16 protein-coding genes, 1 tRNA gene and 1 pseudogene are annotated in these 17,182 nt (G+C 65.1%); 11 read left to right on the forward strand and 7 right to left on the reverse strand.

Going from position 1 to position 17,182, the window contains the following annotated elements:
• Positions 1-17 precede the first annotated feature (17 nt).
• The 4 genes from P9255_RS23545 to P9255_RS23560 form a co-directional block, all read right to left on the reverse strand.
• Entirely contained in the window at positions 18-569 is a 552-nt protein-coding gene (locus P9255_RS23545) for a type 1 glutamine amidotransferase domain-containing protein (protein ID WP_309790504.1), read from the reverse strand.
• Positions 570-761: 192 nt separating this feature from the next.
• Entirely contained in the window at positions 762-2,129 is a 1,368-nt protein-coding gene (locus tag P9255_RS23550; RefSeq protein ID WP_309790506.1) for an MFS transporter, read from the reverse strand.
• Positions 2,130-2,240: 111 nt separating this feature from the next.
• Complete coding sequence (locus P9255_RS23555) at positions 2,241-2,744, reverse strand: YbhB/YbcL family Raf kinase inhibitor-like protein (protein WP_309790507.1); 504 nt, start codon at positions 2,742-2,744, stop codon at positions 2,241-2,243.
• Between the two features lie 167 nt (positions 2,745-2,911).
• Positions 2,912-3,310, reverse strand: a complete 399-nt coding sequence (locus tag P9255_RS23560) for a hypothetical protein (protein WP_309765292.1) — start codon at positions 3,308-3,310, stop codon at positions 2,912-2,914.
• A gap of 131 nt (positions 3,311-3,441) precedes the next feature.
• On the opposite strand from P9255_RS23560, the gene P9255_RS23565 reads away from it, so the two are divergent.
• A complete protein-coding gene (locus tag P9255_RS23565) occupies positions 3,442-4,131 on the forward strand; it encodes a TetR/AcrR family transcriptional regulator (protein ID WP_309765291.1) in 690 nt (229 codons plus the stop codon).
• 60 nt (positions 4,132-4,191) lie between these two features.
• Here the strand turns inward: P9255_RS23565 and P9255_RS23570 are convergent, their stop codons facing one another.
• Positions 4,192-5,049 (reverse strand): shikimate dehydrogenase, encoded by an 858-nt coding sequence (locus P9255_RS23570; protein WP_309765290.1) that lies wholly within the window; start codon positions 5,047-5,049, stop codon positions 4,192-4,194.
• 267 nt (positions 5,050-5,316) lie between these two features.
• Between P9255_RS23570 and P9255_RS23575 the strand changes: the two genes are divergently transcribed.
• Both P9255_RS23575 and P9255_RS23580 read left to right on the forward strand, forming a co-directional pair.
• The gene (locus P9255_RS23575; protein ID WP_309765495.1) at positions 5,317-7,215 is read left to right on the forward strand and encodes a TIM barrel protein; all 1,899 of its coding nucleotides are present in this window, start codon (positions 5,317-5,319) and stop codon (positions 7,213-7,215) included.
• A gap of 93 nt (positions 7,216-7,308) precedes the next feature.
• A complete protein-coding gene (locus P9255_RS23580) occupies positions 7,309-7,473 on the forward strand; it encodes a hypothetical protein (protein ID WP_309765289.1) in 165 nt (54 codons plus the stop codon).
• Here P9255_RS23580 and P9255_RS23585 read toward each other — a convergent pair.
• Complete coding sequence (locus P9255_RS23585) at positions 7,457-7,762, reverse strand: hypothetical protein (RefSeq protein ID WP_309790508.1); 306 nt, start codon at positions 7,760-7,762, stop codon at positions 7,457-7,459. The two genes, P9255_RS23580 and P9255_RS23585, sit on opposite strands and share 17 nt — an antisense overlap.
• Positions 7,763-7,898: 136 nt before the next feature.
• On the opposite strand from P9255_RS23585, the gene P9255_RS23590 reads away from it, so the two are divergent.
• The 4 genes and pseudogenes from P9255_RS23590 (at position 7,899) to P9255_RS23605 (ending at position 9,662) form a co-directional block, all read left to right on the forward strand.
• Positions 7,899-7,973 (forward strand) — tRNA-Arg (locus P9255_RS23590).
• Between the two features lie 141 nt (positions 7,974-8,114).
• Positions 8,115-8,918 carry a hypothetical protein gene (locus tag P9255_RS23595; RefSeq protein WP_309790509.1) on the forward strand — a complete coding sequence of 268 codons (804 nt, stop codon included), beginning with the start codon at positions 8,115-8,117 and terminating at the stop codon, positions 8,916-8,918.
• An 8-nt stretch (positions 8,919-8,926) separates the two neighbouring features.
• Positions 8,927-9,310 (forward strand): annotated as a pseudogene (locus P9255_RS23600) (class I SAM-dependent methyltransferase); the annotation flags it as partial.
• 88 nt (positions 9,311-9,398) lie between these two features.
• Positions 9,399-9,662: a hypothetical protein gene (locus tag P9255_RS23605; RefSeq protein WP_309790812.1), complete on the forward strand. Its 264-nt coding sequence runs from the start codon at positions 9,399-9,401 to the stop codon at positions 9,660-9,662.
• Positions 9,663-9,695: 33 nt separating this feature from the next.
• On the opposite strand, the gene P9255_RS23610 is transcribed toward P9255_RS23605, so the two are convergent.
• Positions 9,696-9,878: a rubredoxin gene (locus P9255_RS23610; RefSeq protein ID WP_309765285.1), complete on the reverse strand. Its 183-nt coding sequence runs from the start codon at positions 9,876-9,878 to the stop codon at positions 9,696-9,698.
• 168 nt (positions 9,879-10,046) lie between these two features.
• Here P9255_RS23610 and P9255_RS23615 point away from each other — a divergent pair, with 168 nt between their 5' ends.
• The 4 genes from P9255_RS23615 (at position 10,047) to parC (ending at position 17,142) form a co-directional block, all read left to right on the forward strand.
• The gene (locus P9255_RS23615; protein ID WP_309765284.1) at positions 10,047-10,457 is read left to right on the forward strand and encodes a DUF4399 domain-containing protein; all 411 of its coding nucleotides are present in this window, start codon (positions 10,047-10,049) and stop codon (positions 10,455-10,457) included.
• 144 nt (positions 10,458-10,601) lie between these two features.
• A complete protein-coding gene (locus P9255_RS23620; protein ID WP_309790510.1) occupies positions 10,602-12,536 on the forward strand; it encodes an ATP-binding cassette domain-containing protein in 1,935 nt (644 codons plus the stop codon).
• Positions 12,537-12,806: 270 nt separating this feature from the next.
• Positions 12,807-14,786: a DNA topoisomerase IV subunit B gene (locus P9255_RS23625; RefSeq protein ID WP_309765494.1), complete on the forward strand. Its 1,980-nt coding sequence runs from the start codon at positions 12,807-12,809 to the stop codon at positions 14,784-14,786.
• Positions 14,787-14,823: 37 nt separating this feature from the next.
• Positions 14,824-17,142: a DNA topoisomerase IV subunit A gene (gene parC / locus P9255_RS23630; protein WP_309790511.1), complete on the forward strand. Its 2,319-nt coding sequence runs from the start codon at positions 14,824-14,826 to the stop codon at positions 17,140-17,142.
• The last annotated feature ends 40 nt before the right edge of the window (positions 17,143-17,182 follow it).

Genomic DNA, 17,182 nt, shown 5'->3' on the forward strand with positions numbered 1-17,182 from the left:
CGGTTCGATCGGCGCGATCAGGCGGCGTTCGCCTTGCCGAGCGCCTCGATCAGCGCGTTGTTGAATGCGGGCAGATCGTCGGGCTTGCGGCTCGTGATGAGATTGCCGTCGATCTGCACTTCCTGATCCACCCACGTGCCGCCCGCGTTGCGCACATCGTCTTGCAGGCTCGGCCAGCTCGTGATGGTGCGCCCGGCGATGATCCCCGCCGAGATCGGCAGCCAGCCGCCATGACAGATCACGGCGATGGGCTTTTGCGCCTGATCGGCTTCCTTCACGAAGGCTTGCGCTTTCGCGTCGAGGCGGATTGCATCGCCATTGACGACGCCGCCCGGCAGCACGACCGCATCGTATTCGGCGGCGGTGGCTTCATCGAACGTACGGTCGACCGGCACGGCATCGCCCTTGTCGACATGATTGAAGCCCTGAACCTGTCCCGGCTTCTGCGAGATGACGTCGACTTGCGCGCCGGCTTCCTTCAGCGCACGCTGCGGTTCCACGAGTTCCGCCTGCTCGAATCCATCGACGGCGAGAATCGCTACCTTGCGGCCGTTGAGGGAACTTGCCATGAACACACCTCCTTCTCGATGCTTGTTCGGACTTCCGCGCGGCGAGAAGATCGCCTGCGGATCGATGTCCGAACGGCAGCAAGGTGTGTGCCCAGCGATGGCCGGGATTTCGGCGATGCAGATGCGGCCCGACGGGCGCGCGTGTCCGCAGCGTCGCGCGCGAGGCAGACGGCCAGTCGCTGAACCGGGATGTCAGGCAGGCTCGACGCGTCGCTTGCCCGTCAGCCTCAACAAGCTCACCACGGCCGCCGCCGCCGCGAACACGGCCGCGAGCGACAGCGCGATGACTGCGCCGCGTTGCGGCTCCACGCCGAAGATCAGCGCGACGAGCGCCGCGCCCACCGTCTGACCGGTGAGGCGCGCGGTGCCGAGCATGCCGCTCGCGCCGCCGCTGCGATGACGCGGCGCCGAGGAAAGCATCTGCCGGTTGTTCGGCGACTGGAAGAGGCCGAAGCCGAGCCCGCAGATCGCCATGCGCCATCCCACGTCGAGCGGTGTCGGATGCGCGCCGACGGTCGCGAGCAGAACGAGTCCGACGGTCAGGATCGCGAGGCCGATGCCGCCGAGCAATCCGGCGGAGTAACGGTCGGCGAGCATGCCGGCTATCGGCGCGACGAAGACGATCACGAGCGGCCACGGCGTCATCAGAAAGCCGGTCTCGACCTGGCTCATGCCGAAGCCGTTCTGCAGCAGGAAAGGCAGCGAAACGAACGCCAGCATTTGCGCGCAGAACGAACAGACCGACGTGCCGACCGACAGCGCGAACACCGGAATGCGCAAGAGATCGACCGGCAGCAGCGGCGCGCTCTGCGTGAGCTGCCGGCGCACGAAGAAGTAGCCGATGACCGCTGTGGCGACGAATTCGGCGATCACATACGGCCGATGCTCGCCGTGCCCGAGTCCGTCGATGGCCACGATCGCGATGCCGAAGAAAAGCGCATTCATCACCGCACTCACGTAGTCGTAGGGCTGGCGATGTCCCGGCGTGCGCGGCAGCGCCTTTGCGCCGATGACGAGCGCGGCAATGCCGATCGGCACGTTGATCGCAAAGAGCCACGGCCACGGCGCGATGGCGAGCACGCCGGATGCGACCGTCGGTCCGATTACCGATGAGATGGCGACCACCGACGCGTTGATGCTCACGCCGCGCCCGAGCAGCTTTTGCGGATAGATCATGCGGACGATCGCGGTGTTCACGCTCATGATGCCTGCCGCGCCGAAGCCCTGGACGACGCGCGCGACCGTCAGCGCGACGAGCGATCCCGACAGCGCACACGCCAGCGACGACACCGTGAAAAGCGCAAGCCCCGCCATGTACACGCGCCGATAGCCGATGCGATCGCCGAGCGATGCGAGCGGCAGCAGCGAGATCGTGATCGCGAGCTGATATGCGTTGACGACCCAGATGGAATCGGCGGGGGAGGCCGAGAGATTGCGCGCGATGGTCGGCAGCGCGACGTTGGCGATGGCGCCGTCGAGCACCGCGAGCGTGATGCCGAGCGCGACGACGGCGATCGCCCAATATCGTTGGGGGACGGGAAGGCCTTGGTCGGAATCCATCGGAGGGCGGTGAGTGGCGGGCGGCGCATTGTATGACGCGCCGTTTTCAAATCGCTTGTGACGCGATCGGCGCGGCCACGGATTCTGCCGTGGCGCGCGTCTCGGTTCACTTCACTTCAATTCGTAGAGACCGGTGTAGGTCGCCGAATCGATTTCGTTCAGATGCGTCATGAAGCGCGCCACCGCGTTCGTCGCGTTGGGATCGAGCGGGAGGTTCTCGGCTTCGAGCGCGTGGATGCGGAAGATGTAGCGATGCGGCTTGTCGCCACGCGGAGGCGCCGCGCCGCCGAAGCCGACCGTGCCGTAATCGTTACGAAGCTGCAGCGCGCCGGCGGGCAGCAGGCTGCCGTCGGCCTTGCCCGCGTTGCGCGGCAGCGAGCGGACATCGGCGGGAATGTTGACGACGATCCAGTGCCAGAAGCCGCTGCCCGTAGGCGCGTCGGGATCGTAGACGGTGAGCGCGAAGCTCTTCGTGTCGGCGGGCGGATCGGACCACTGCAATGCCGGGGAGATGTTTTCGCCCGACGCGCCGAAGGCTTGCTGATCGAATTCCTGTGCGCGGGTCAGGAAGCCATTCGCCGGAAATTCGTCGGACCAGATGCGGAAATCAGCCATGAGAGTCATGCCTCCTTATGAGCTTCGAATGATCGATGCGGTCTCTGCCAACCCGGCGCGCGAACAAAGTCAGCACGGCTGACGACGAGTACGCAAGGGACCGCAATAGCCGGTCGAGTGTAGCATCCGCCCCTCAATTCGAGCACGCACGCGCGGGCGCTTATTCCCTAGCGCGTCACTTCGTCGATGCCGCGATCGAGCGCGGGGCACGCCTCGTCGATTTCCTTCTTGTACTCGGCCGGATTGCTCGTCTTCAGCTTGTCGAAGCGATCGACGGTCGCCTGTGCCTGCTTGTATCCGAGCGCCCATTCCGCGTCGAAATCGGGCGCGTCGCGGAAATTCGCGCGCGCGGCGTCCTTGAAGTGAGCGATCTTCGCTGCATCGATATGACAGACATCCGCCGCGCCACGCGCGATGTTCGCGCTCGTCATCACGCCTTCGGCGGCCAGAAGCTGCGGCGACGATGGATGGCCGGGCGGCAGTTGCGTCTGTGCCGCAACGGGCAGCGCGGAAGCGGCGAGGGCGGAAAACACGAGCGATACGGCGATGACTTTGGCGTGCGGCATGCGATGAACGGTGACGTTGAGGGGATCGAAAAAGTATAGATGAAGCCCCTGAAAACCCTCGTGCGCATGGGCCCGGAAGCTCGGGACCCCCATGCTAGAATCGTTCCCCACCGCCGTTCTCAGACACAACAATGAAAAAAGGAAGCAAGGCCGCGACGCCCGCCAGTGCTGCGCCCTCGTCGACCGGGTCGGAAGGGCGGCGCAAGTACGATCCTCTGGAAACCAAACGCAATATCCTCGACATCGCCACGCAGGAATTCTCGGCGATGGGCCTGACGGGCGCGCGCGTCGATGCCATCGCGGAGCGCACGAACACCACCAAGCGCATGCTGTACTACTACTTCGGCAGCAAGGAAGGGCTGTACGAAGCGGTGCTGGAACAGGTCTACGGCGACATCCGCGCGCTCGAACAGGAGCTTCATCTGGCGGAGATGGACCCCGAAGAAGCGTTGCGCGAATTCATCGGCTTCACGTTCGATTACCACGACAGGCACCGCGATTTCGTGCGCCTCGTGACCATCGAGAACGTGCATTCGGCGAAGTACATCGAGCAGTCGAAGACCTTCAAGGCGCGCAATTCGACCGTGGTGAAGACCATCGAGGATCTCATCGCGCGGGGCGTCGAAGCGGGGCGCTTTCGCGATGACGTCGATCCCATCGATCTGCATCTGATGATCAGCTCGTTCTGTTTTCATCGCGTGGCGAACCGGCATACGTGGAGCGCGGCGTTCGGGCGCGATCCGTCCGGTCCGCGCTCACGGGCGCGGCATCGCGAGATGATCATCGACGCCGTGCTGTGCTTCATGCGTCGCGACGACTAAAAAAACGGCGGCTCTCTTGCGAGACCGCCGTTTTTTCATGGCGTCGATGAACGCAGCGGATCAGGCTTCGAGCAAGCGCTGAAAATGCGCGAACATGCGCTCGGCATCCGGTTCGCGGCCGGTGAAGATGCGCAGCGCATCGACAGCCTGACACACCGCCATGCCGCCGCCACTGACCGTTTTGCAGCCGAGCGCCTTCGCCGCCTTGAGGAGTTCGGTCTCCAGCGGGAAATAGACGATTTCCGCGACCCACAGGTCCTCGTGCAGAAACTCGGCCGGCAACGGCAGGCCGGGCAGCTTCGCCATGCCAGTCGGCGTCGCGTGAATGAGGCCGTTCCCGGCGCGCAGCGTCTCGCGCAGATCGCCGCCGCTCGTCACTTCGCGATCAGGAAAGCGCGCCGCCAGTTCCTGCGCCAGCGACGATGCCCGCGCCTCGTCGGAATCGAACAGCGTGAGCGCGCGTGCGCCCATCGTCAGCGCGGCATGCGCCACGGCCGCGCCCGCGCCGCCCGCGCCGAGCTGCACCACGCGATCGAGCGGGGCATCGGGCAGACCGCGCTGGAACGCGCGCGCAAAGCCCGACCAGTCCGTGTTGTAGCCGATGCGCTTGCCGTCCTTCAGCACGACCGTGTTCACCGCGCCGAGCGCGCGCGCGTCGGGGTCGAGATCGTCGAGCAGGGGGATCACACTTTGCTTGCACGGATACGTGATGTTCAGGCCGTCGTAACCCATGCGTTCGGCTGTTTGAAGGAGATCGGGCAGCGCCGATGGTTCGAGCTCGAGCGCCTGCAGATCGATGCGTCGATACACGTAGTTCAGCCCGAGGAGGCGGCCTTCCTCCTCGTGCATCGCGGGCGTGAGCGAACCGCCGATGCCCGAGCCGATCAGTCCGATGAGGTATGAAGTTTTGCTGGTCATGCGAGCTGCTCCCGCGAAAGAAGCCAGGCGACAGCGCCTAGCGTACAGCAGAAATTGAAGGCGCGATGCTGCATCGCGACAGAACGGAAGAACGCAGTGTGACCGCTGGAGCAATTGCTGTCCGTCCGTACTTGTACCGATTTTGTACGGTCTAGTTAGTTTGTTATTCTGCCGCACAATGACGTGGAATGCTTGCGCAGCGCCTACACTGAATCGATTGATCCCGCATCACACCGAATGCAACGAGGAGGCAGCATGCTGCGTTCAATTCCCACATCCATCGCGACCGTGTCCATCAGCGGGACGCTCGTCGAAAAACTGAAGGCGATTCGCGCGGCGGGCTTCGATGGCGTCGAGATATTCGAGAACGATCTTCTCTACTTCGACGGCACGCCCGCCGATGTCCGGCGCATTTGCGGCGACCTCGGCCTCGGCATCTACCTGTTCCAGCCGTTTCGCGATTTCGAGGGCGTGAATCCCGACCGCTTCGCCAGGAACGTCGAGCGCGTGAAGCGCAAATTCGACCTGATGCACGAGCTCGGCGCGGACCGCATGCTTGCGTGCAGCAACGTGTCGCCGGAGACGATCGCTGACGATGCGCTGATCGTCGATCAGCTCGGCGCGCTCGCGCGGCTCGCCGAGCAAGCGGGCGTCGTCGTCGGCTATGAGGCGCTGGCGTGGGGGCGGCACGTCAATTCGTACAAGCATGCGTGGCGTCTCGTCGATGCCGTGAATCATCCGAGCCTGGGCCTCGTGCTCGACAGCTTCCATACGCTTTGCATCCGCGATTCCGTCGATGAAATCGCTGCGATTCCGGGCGATCGCATCGCGTTCGTGCAGATCGCGGATGCGCCCGTCCTCGCGATGGACGTGCTCGAATGGAGCCGCCACTATCGGTGCTTTCCGGGGCAGGGCGCCTTCGATGTCGCGGGTTTCACGGCGCGCGTGCTCGAAGCGGGCTACACCGGCCCGCTGTCGCTCGAAATCTTCAACGACGGCTTTCGCGCCGCGCCGACCGCGATCACCGCGGCGGACGGGCATCGCTCGCTGCGCTTTCTCGAGGAACAGACGCGCGCCCTCATGGGCGACAACGCGCCCGCCGCGCTCTTCGATCCCCCCGCGCCGCCCGAGCATATCGGCTTCCAGTTTCTCGAATTCGCCGTCGACGATACGACGCGCGAGCATGTCGCCGGCTGGCTCGGCAAGCTCGGCTTCAGACTCGCGGGCCGGCATCGCTCGAAGGATGTGACGCTGTATCGCCACGGCGCGGGGTCGATCGTGCTGAACGCCGAAGCCGATTCGTTCGCGAGCGCGTTCTATCAGCAGCATGGCTTGTCGCTGTGCGCGTCGGCGTTTCATGTCGACGATGCGAAGCTCGCCTTCGAACGCGCCGCCGCCTACGGCTCGAAGCCGTTCTCGGGGCAGGTCGGGCCGAACGAGCGCGTCGTGCCGGGCGTGCAGTCGCCGGACGGCAGTCTCGATTATTTCGTCGATGAAGCCCCCGGCGCGCCGACGCTATGGGAATCCGATTTCGTCCTGACCGATATCGACGGCCCGTACGAAGTGGGCCCGCTATCGCGCATCGACCATGTGTGCCTGTCGCTGCCTGCCGAAGCGCTCGATACGTGGGTGCTGTTTTTCCGGAGCGCATTCGGCTTCGAAACGGAGCCGGGCGTGCTCGTACCGGACCCGTATGGCCTCGTGCGCAGCCGTGCGGTGCGCAGCCGCGACGGTTCGGTGCGCATCGCGCTGAACGCATCGGTGGATCGATATACGGCGGTGGGCGAATCGCTGTCGATGTATCGCGGCTCGGGGCTGAATCACGTTGCGTTCAGCACGCCCGATATCTTCGATGCGATCCCGCGCCTCGTCGCCGATGGCGTCGCCTTCCTGCGCATTCCGCGCAACTACTACGACGATCTCGCCGCGCGTTACGGCCTGCCCGACGAGCAGATCGACGCGATGCGCGAGCACAACATCCTCTATGACCGCGACGAGCGCGGCGGCGAGTTCTTCCATGCTTACACGGAGCAGCTCGATCAGCGCTTCTTTCTTGAAGTGATCGAGCGGCGCGGCGGTTATGACGGCTACGGCGCGGCGAACGCGGCGGTGCGTCTTGCGGCGCATGCGCAGCAGCAGCGCGCGCGCCAGGAGGCGGCCGTCTAGGGCGATGGCGGCGATCAGGGCGATTCCGGACGGTCGTGCGCGGCGCGCGTGACTATCATGAAGTCATGGGGCAATCGATAGCGGGAGGCCGCCATGACGGATTTGACCAGCATCCTCGTCGGCATCGCGGGACTGGCCGCGCTCGGCATCGTGCTGTTCGCGCAGGACTGGCGGATGGACGACCGGCGGCGCGAGCCGATGCACGCACGGGCGCGGCGTCATCCGCTGCGCGACTGGTGGCTCAGGCATCGGCATTGACCTGAGCCGCTTCGATGGCGACGGGCTCATCGTCGCGCACCACGGACGCGGCCTCGAACACATCGATATAAAGATAAAGCCGATGCACGGTCTGAACCTGCGTCGGCGAAAGGTGTGTCCGGCGCGTGATGGCGGCGAGCCGGTCGCGCCAGTACGAGAGCGGCAGCAACGGACCGCCGAGATCGCACGACAACGAACGGCGCATCACCCTCTGAAGGTGCGCCAGGTCCTGGTCTGCCAGCAACGCGGAGAATGCGCCGTGCGGCTTCATGTGGGGAATGGAGTCCATTACTCCGATGGCGGCATCGCGCGGCAAGACTTGATAGGAAGAAACCCTTAATGTGCGTGCGGCAGACCGATGCCGATTGCCGGGAGCGTTTGCTATACTCTGCGCTCTCGCCAGTTCTGGCGAGTCGCACGGTCCGCTCCCCGTAGTTCAATGGATAGAACGAGTGCCTCCTAAGCGCTAGATGCAGGTTCGATTCCTGCCGGGGGGACCACCAGGCAAGCAACGCAGCAACTCCCACAAGCTGTTGACCCTCCTTCCGGCGCTTGCTGTGCGCGCCGCGTCCTTGCACGCTCCGACCCGATTCCCTCCATAATGCGACGACTCCTCATCGCGCCTGCCGGCTCATGCCTCGATGACCGAAATCGAATCCGCGGTGCTCGTGTTCGTCCTGCTGCTCGCCAGCACCGGCATCGGCGCGATGGTGCGGCCGCTCCTGCCCGAGGAGCACAAGGCGCAGGAGACGGTGCAACTGGTCCAGTTGCTCGTCGGCATGCTCGTGACGTTCGCGGCGCTCGTGCTCGGACTTCTGACGGCATCGGCGAAAACGGTTTTCGATACTACCGATAACGACGTGCGCAGCTATGCCGCCGCGATCATCGAACTCGATCACACGATGCGCGACTACGGCGCGGAACTCGCCGAGACCCGCGCGCTGCTGCGCGCGTACACCGCGGCGGCGGTCGCGAGCACGTGGCCCGGCGAAACGCCGCCGCCCGGCGATGACTATCCGAAAGTGGAATCCTCGCCGCATGCGAGCGGCAAGCTCGCGAGCCGCGCGCTCGGCGAGATGCTCGCGCGCGGGCAACGTCAGGTGCGGCTGCTCGAACCCGCCGATGCGTATCATCGCAAGCTCGCCGACGAGGCCGCCACGCGCTTCGATCAACTGATCGCGCTGCGCTGGAAGCTGATCGAGGAAGCGCACGGCTCGATCTCGTATCCGTTCGATCGCATTCTCGTCGGCTGGCTGCTCATCATCTTTCTGTGCTTCGGACTGATCGCGCCGCGCAACGCGCTGTCCCTCGTGACGATCACGCTCGGCGCGCTGTCGATCGCGTCCGCCGTGCTCGTGATCCTCGATCTCGATACGCCATTCTCCGGGCCGATCATGGTCCACAGCCAGCCGATGCGCGAAGCGCTCGCTTATCAAAGCCGGTGACGTCCTCCATGCCTTACTCCGACCCGCGCATCGTCGCGCTCTACGACGCGCTCAACCCCGCGGGTCCCGATACCGCGTTCTATCTCGCGCTCGCCGGATCGGCGCGGCATGTCATCGATCTCGGCTGCGGCACGGGGCTGCTCGCATGTGAACTGGCGGAGCGCGGCTATCGCGTGACGGGCATCGATCCGTCGCGGGAGATGCTGCGTATCGCGCGTCGAAGGGCGGGCGGCGATCGCGTGAACTGGATCGAAGGCGATGCCGGCGCGCTGCCGTTCGCCGGCGCGGCGGACCTGCTCGTGATGACGGGCCACGTCGCGCAGATTTTTCTCGACGATGCCTCGCTGCTCGCGACGCTCATGGCCGCGCGGCGCGCACTGCGGCCGGGCGGGCGCATCGCGTTCGAGAGCCGCAATCCCGCTGCGAGGGCGTGGGAGGACTGGACGCCTGATCGCTCGCGAAGGCGCATCGCCGCAGCCGATGGGCGCATCGTTCGACGTGTGGCAGGAGCGGCATGCGGCTCCGGACCCGGACGCGACAGGCCGCGTCGCCTTCACGACGCACTATCGCTTTTGCGCGGACGGCGAGACCTTGCGCGCCGACAGCGAACTGCGGTTGCGCGCCCGGGACGAACTCGCGCGCTTGCTGACGCAGGCGGGATTCGCACACATCGAGTGGTACGGGGACTGGAATCGCGCGCCGGTGGCGGCAACGAGCCGCGAGTTGATCGCGGTGGCGCGCTAGGGGAGGCGTCGCGCATCGGCGACGCCCGTAACATCAGAACTCGACGACGACGAAATCTTCCTTCCCGACGTCGCATTCCGGACAGCGCCAGTCGGCGGGGATATCGGCGAAACGCGTGCCCGGCGCGATGCCTTCGTTCGGCAGGCCGTCTTGCTCGCTATAGACCCAGCCGCAAATCAGGCACACCCAGCTTTTGTATTCGATGACTTCGCTCACGACAAACTCTTGATCTGAAATGGAAACAGGCCGCCCGCGCTTTGCATCGGCGCGGCATCCGGCGACCCGGCATCTTACCCGAATCGGCGGACGCGTTCCCGATGCGTCACGCGCCGGGCGGTGTATCCTTGGTCGCGGTTTGTGCCTGCCATTGACCAGGAGAATACGATGCTCAAGAACACGCTTTCCGCCGCCGCGCTGTCGGGCGCGCTCGCGCTCGGCGCTTTCTCTCACGCGGCTCACGCGCAATCGCACGTCGGTTTCGTCGAGCCGAAGGACGGCGCGACCGTCACCAGCCCGGTGCATGTGAGGTTCGCCGTCGAGGGCATGAAAATCGAGCCGGCCGGCACGATGACCGACGGCACCGGCCACCATCACCTGCTCATCGATAGCGGCCCGCTGCCCAAGGGCACGGTGATTCCCGCCAGCGACACCTCCCTGCACTACGGCAAGGGCCAGACCGAGGCCGATGTCAGGCTGCCGCCCGGCGACCACACGCTGACGATGCAGTTCGGCGACGGCGCGCATCGCTCGTATGGACCGGAGATGGCGCAGACGATCAAGGTTCACGTGAAGTAGCGAGCGGGGCATCGGCCGTTCGGCCAACGCGCGGAGGACCGGCCGAACGCGCCGGTCAACATCGGTACAATGGCCGCTTCCACGGTATCGCCATTGCTGGCCTATCGTTCACTGCTAGTTCACCGTCCGTTCGCATTCATCCCCATGTCGCTTTATTCCATCTCGGACGCACAGCTTGCGTTCGGCCACGTCGCATTGCTGGATCACGCGGACTTCTCGCTCGAAGCGGGCGAGCGCGTCGGGTTGATCGGCCGCAACGGCGCGGGCAAGTCGTCGCTGCTCAAGATCGTCGCGGGGCTCGCCGCGCCCGACGATGGCCTCGTCACGCGCCAGAACGAACTGACGACCGTCTATGTGCCCCAGGAGCCGGAATTCGACCTCGATGCCTCCGTGTTCGATGTCGTCGCCTCCGGCCTCACCGATGCGCGTTCGCTGCTCGACGAATACGACAGCGTCGCGCATCGTCTCGCGGATACGCCCGAAGGCGCGGAGCACGATGCGCTGCTTGCGCGCATGAACGCGCTGCAATCCGCACTCGATACGCGCGACGCGTGGAACTGGCGCACGCGCGTCTCGACGACGCTCGCGCAGATCGGCCTCGACGGCGAGGCGCGTGCCGGCTCGCTCTCCGGCGGCATGAGAAAGCGCGTCGCGCTGGCGCGGGCGCTCGTCGTGCAGCCCGACGTGTTGCTGCTGGACGAGCCGACCAACCATCTCGACTTCGAAGGCATCCGCTGGCTGGAAGAACTGCTCGTGACCTTGCGCACGGGCCTGCTTTTCATCACGCACGATCGCGCATTCCTGGATCGTGTGGCGACGCGCATCGTCGAACTGGATCGCGGGCGTCTCCTGTCGTATCCGGGCAATTTCAGCGCGTATCAGATTCGCAAGGCGCAGCAGCTCGAAGTCGAACAGGTGGAGCAGGCCAAGTTCGACAAGCTGCTCGCGCAGGAAGAAGTGTGGATTCGCAAGGGCGTGGAGGCGCGGCGCACGCGCAGCGTCGGACGCATCGCGCGGCTCGTCGAAATGCGCAAGGAACGCGCCGATCGCCGCAACGTGCAGGGCAACGTCAAGCTCGACGTCGGGCAGGGCGAGAAGTCCGGCAAGATCGTCGCCGAACTCACCGATGTCACCAAGCGCTACGGCGGGCGGAGCATCGTTGACAGCTTCACGGCCACTGTCATGCGCGGCGACAAGATCGGCCTCGTCGGGCCGAACGGTGCGGGCAAGACCACGCTGCTCAAGCTCATTCTCGGCGAACTTCAGCCCGACGCAGGCGGTGTTCGCATCGGCACGAACATCCAGACGGCGTATTTCGATCAGATGCGCGCCCAGCTCGATCTCGACAAATCGCTCGCGGACACCATCAGCCCGGGCAGCGAATGGGTCGAGGTGAACGGCGTGAAGAAGCATGTGATGAGCTATCTCGGCGACTTCCTGTTCGCGCCGGAACGCGCGCGTTCGCCGGTGCGGTCGCTGTCGGGCGGCGAGCGCAATCGCCTGTTGCTCGCGCGGCTTTTTGCGCGTCCCGCGAACGTGCTCGTGCTCGACGAGCCGACCAACGACCTCGATATCCCCACGCTCGAGCTGCTCGAAGAACTGCTCGCGGACTACGACGGCACCGTGCTGCTCGTGAGCCACGACCGCGCGTTTCTCGACAACGTGGTGACCTCGGTGTTCGCGGCGGAGGGCGGCGGGAAGTGGCGCGAGTATGTCGGCGGCTTCTCGGACTGGCAAATCCAGCGCGAACGTTCGGATCGCATCGCCGAAGAAGCGGCGCGGCAAAGCGCGAAGGAAGCCCCGAGGGACGATGCGCCCAAGGAAAGCGCAGCGGGCCGCAACGCGCAGCGCACGGTCAAGCTGTCGTTCAAGGAACAGCGCGAGCTCGAGGCGCTGCCCGGCCGCATCGCGGAACTGGAAGAGGAGCAGAAGCGCATCGGCGCGCAGCTCGAAGACGGCTCCATCTTCGCGAAGGACGCGAAGGAAGGCGCGCGGCTTTCGGAGCGGCATGCGGCCATCGAAGAGGAACTGCTCGTCGCGCTGGAGCGCTGGGAAGAGCTGGAAGCGAAGCGCACTTGAGCGGGCTTGCACGGCTTCGGGGCCGCCGTCAAGATGGGCGCGGCCCGCGAAAACCGCTATTCTCCTAGCGCGGCGCGGCAAGCGTTCGCGGCAATGTCCGCGTGGCGCCGGCTTCGCCAGGCACTTCCCGAGCATTCGATCAAGCATTCCCCGGCATCCGGGCAGACGCGCAGTGAACGTTCCCGCGCGTCGGTTCGGTGCCGGGACCAACGTTCAGCTATGTCCACGAAAAAATCCAGTGCGGCCGAAGCAGTTTCCAGCAAGCGCGCGATGAGCGCGAAGGCGGCCGGTTACAGCGAAGCATCGATCAAGGTGCTCAAAGGGCTCGAGCCGGTCAAGCAGCGGCCGGGCATGTACACGCGCACCGAGAACCCGCTGCACATCATTCAGGAAGTGATCGACAACGCCTCCGACGAAGCGCTCGGCGGCTACGGCAAGCAGATCACCGTCACGCTGCATGCGGACAACTCCGTGTCCGTCGAGGACGATGGCCGCGGCATTCCGTTCGGCCTGCATCCCGAGGAAGGCGTGCCCGTCGTCGAGATCGTGTACACGCGCCTGCATGCGGGCGGCAAGTTCGACAAGGCCGCTGGCGGCGCCTATACGTTTTCGGGCGGCCTGCATGGCGTCGGCGTATCGGTGACGAACGCGCTCGCCACGCGCCTCGAAGTCACCGTCTGGCGCGACAACAAGTGCGCGCAACTCGCGTTCGCCAACGGCGATGTCATCGAGCCGCTCACCGTGCGCCCGGCCGAACGCGGCGCGAAGAAGACCGGCACGCGCGTGCGCGCCTGGCCGAACGCGAAATATTTCGACTCCCCGAACCTGCCGCTCGGCGAACTGCAGCGCCTGCTTCGCTCGAAGGCGGTGCTGCTGCCGGGCGTCGAAGTGGCGCTCGTCATCGAGAAAAGCGGCGAGCGTCAGACGTGGAAGTACGAAGACGGCCTGCGCGGCTATCTGCTCGAAGGCATGGGCGGCGGCGAACTGCTGATTCCGCTTTTCGAAGGCGAGCGCTACGCCGAAAGCTCGAAGAACACCGAAGAAACCTTCGCGGAAGGCGAGGGTGCGTCCTGGGTCGTCGCGTGGAGCGAGGAAGGGCCGCTCTTGCGCGAATCGTATGTGAACCTCATCCCGACGCCCGCGGGCGGCACGCACGAATCCGGCTTGCGCGACGGCCTCTTTCAGGCGGTGAAGAACTTCGTCGAGATTCACAATCTGCAGCCGAAGGGCGTGAAGCTGCTCGCGGAAGACGTGTTCGCGCGCGTGTCGTTCGTGCTGTCGGCGAAGGTGCTCGATCCGCAGTTTCAAGGGCAGATCAAGGAACGCCTCAATAGCCGCGATGCGGTGAAGCTCGTGTCGTCGTTCTCGCGGCCGGCGCTGGAATTGTGGCTCAATCAGCACGTCGAGTACGGCAAGAAGCTCGCGGAACTCGTCATCCGCCAGGCGCAGGCGCGCACGCGTGCCGGCCAGAAGGTCGAGAAGCGCAAGAGCTCGGGCGTGGCGGTGCTGCCCGGCAAGCTGACCGATTGCGAATCGACGGATATTTCGCGCAACGAACTCTTCCTCGTCGAGGGCGATTCGGCGGGCGGGTCCGCGAAGATGGGCCGCGACAAGGAGTTCCAGGCCATTCTCCCGTTGCGCGGCAAGGTGCTGAACACGTGGGAAACCGAGCGCGACCGGCTGTTCGCGAACAACGAAGTGCATGACATTGCGGTCGCGATCGGCGTCGATCCGCACGGTCCCGACGATCAGATCGACTTGTCGAATCTGCGTTACGGGAAGATCTGCATCCTGTCGGACGCGGACGTTGACGGCGCGCACATTCAGGTGCTCCTGCTCACGCTGTTCTTCAAGCATTTCCCGCAATTGATCGAACGCGGCCATGTCTGCGTTGCGCGCCCGCCGCTCTTTCGCGTCGATGCTCCCGCGCGCGGCAAGAAGCCCGCGCAGAAGCTCTATGCGCTCGACGAAGGCGAACTCGAAGCGATCCTCGACAAGCTGCGCAAGGACAACGTGCGCGAGACGCAATGGAGCATCAGCCGCTTCAAGGGCCTGGGTGAAATGAGCGCGGAACAGCTCTGGGACACGACGATGAACCCCGACACGCGGCGTCTGATGCCTGTCGGCCTGGGCGATCTCGGCTTCGATCTCACGGTGTCGCGCATGACGATGCTGATGGGCAAGGGCGAAGCGGCCTCGCGCCGAAGCTGGCTCGAAGAGAAGGGCAACGAAGTCGAAGCGGACATCTGACGCTTAAACGACGCAACGCTTCAAGAACGGAAATTCGATGGGAATCACAGACGATCTCTTCGCCGAGCAGACCGCACCGGACGGCGAACAACTGACGCTCGGCGATTACGCCGAACGCGCGTATCTCGACTATGCGGTGAGCGTGGTCAAGGGGCGCGCGCTGCCCGACGTATCGGACGGGCAAAAGCCCGTGCAGCGCCGCATTCTCTACGCGATGAGCGAGATGGGCCTCGCGAGTACGGCCAAGCCGGTGAAATCGGCGCGCGTGGTCGGCGACGTGCTCGGCAAGTATCACCCGCACGGCGATCAATCGGCGTACGACGCGCTCGTGCGTCTCGCGCAGGACTTCTCGATGCGCTATCCGCTCATCGACGGGCAGGGCAACTTCGGCTCGCGCGACGGCGACGGCGCCGCCGCCATGCGATACACCGAAGCGCGCCTCACGCCGATCGCGCGCCTTCTGCTCGATGAAATCGATCAGGGCACGGTTGACTTCATGCCGAACTACGACGGTTCGTTCGAAGAGCCGAAGCTCCTGCCCGCGCGCTTGCCGTTTCTGCTGCTCAACGGCGCATCGGGGATTGCGGTCGGTCTCGCGACGGAGATTCCGTCGCACAACCTGCGCGAAGTCGCGACGGCTGCCGTCGCCATGATTCGCGATCCGAAGCTCGGTCATGCGGCGGTCATGGAAAAGCTCAACGGTCCCGACTTTCCGGGCGGCGGGCAGATCATCTCGTCGCAGGCGGAAATCTCCGCTGCGTATGAAAGCGGGCGGGGCAGTCTCAAGGTGCGCGCGCGCTGGAAGATCGAGGACCTCGCGCGCGGTCAGTGGCAACTCGTCATCACCGAATTGCCGCCGAATACTTCGGGCCAGAAGGTGCTCGAAGAGATCGAGGAACTGACGAATCCCAAGATCAAGCTCGGCAAGAAGACGCTCACGCCCGACCAGTTGCAGACGAAGCAGACGCTGCTCGGCCTGCTGGATACGGTGCGCGACGAGTCCGGCAAGGATGCGCCGGTGCGCCTCGTGTTCGAGCCGAAGTCGAGCCGTATCGACCAGACGGAGTTCGTCAATTCGCTGCTCGCGCATACGAGCCTGGAGTCGAACGCGGCGATCAATCTCGTGATGATCGGCGCGGATGGCCGGCCGCGTCAGAAGGGCATCGTCGAGATCCTGCACGAGTGGATCGGCTTCCGATTCGTGACGGTGACGCGCCGCACGCAGCATCGGTTGAACAAGGTGAACGACCGCATCCATATTCTCGAAGGGCGAATGATCGTCTTCCTGAATATTGATGAAGTCATTCGCATCATTCGCGAGGCCGAGGAGCCGAAGCAGGCGCTGATTGCGCGGTTCAAGCTCTCGGACCGGCAGGCCGAGGATATTCTCGAGATCCGCTTGCGTCAGCTGGCGCGGCTGGAGGCAATCAAGATCGAGCAGGAACTGTCCGATCTGCGCGACGAGAAGACGAAGCTCGAGGAACTGCTCAACAGCGACGCGGCGATGAAGCGCCTGCTCATCAAGGAGATCGAGGCGGATGCGAAGCAGTATGGCGACGATCGGCGCACGCTGATTCAGCAGGCCACCCGCGCCACCTTCGAAGCGCGTGTCGTCGATGAGCCGGTGACGGTCGTCGTGTCACAGCGGGGCTGGGTGCGCGCGCTGAAGGGACACGGGCTGGACCCCGCGGGCTTCACGTTCAAGGCCGGCGACAGTCTCTATGCGGCGTTCCAGGCGCGCACGCCGGATACGCTCGTCGCGTGGGGCAGCAATGGGCGCGTGTATTCGGTGCCGGTCGCGGCGCTGCCGGGTGGGCGCGGTGATGGCGTGCCGGTGACGTCGCTGATCGAGCTGGGATCGGGCACGCACTTGCTGCATTATTTCGCGGCATCGGCGGATCAGCAGTTGCTGCTGGCGTCGAGCAATGGCTTCGGCTTTATCGCGAAGATCGGCGATATGGTGAGCCGCGTGAAGGCGGGCAAGGCGTTCATGACTATCGACGAGGGCGCGACGCCGCTTGCGCCGATGCCGGTCGTGCCGGGCGCGAGTCATGTCGCGTGCCTGTCGAGCATGGGCCGCCTGCTCGTGTTCGGCATGGACGAGATGAAGACGCTGTCGGGCGGCGGGCGTGGCGTCACGCTGATGGCGCTGGATCCGAAGGAGACTTTGCGACAGGCGTTGGCGATCGATGCGCGCGGCGTCGTGCTGACGGGGGCGGGGCGCGGCGGGAAGGTGAGGGACGAGAAGCTCGCGGGGGCGCAGTTGCAACTGCATCTTGGCAAGCGGGCGAGGAAGGGGCGCGCGCCGGATACGTCGTTGAAGGTAGGTGAGATGCGGCCGGTGTTTGAGGGGTAGTGACGAGGCGCCCCGCAGTGACAGTCTGCGGGGCGTGCTT

The sequence above is a fragment of the Caballeronia sp. LZ019 genome (assembly GCF_031450825.1).
Classification (GTDB): domain Bacteria; phylum Pseudomonadota; class Gammaproteobacteria; order Burkholderiales; family Burkholderiaceae; genus Caballeronia.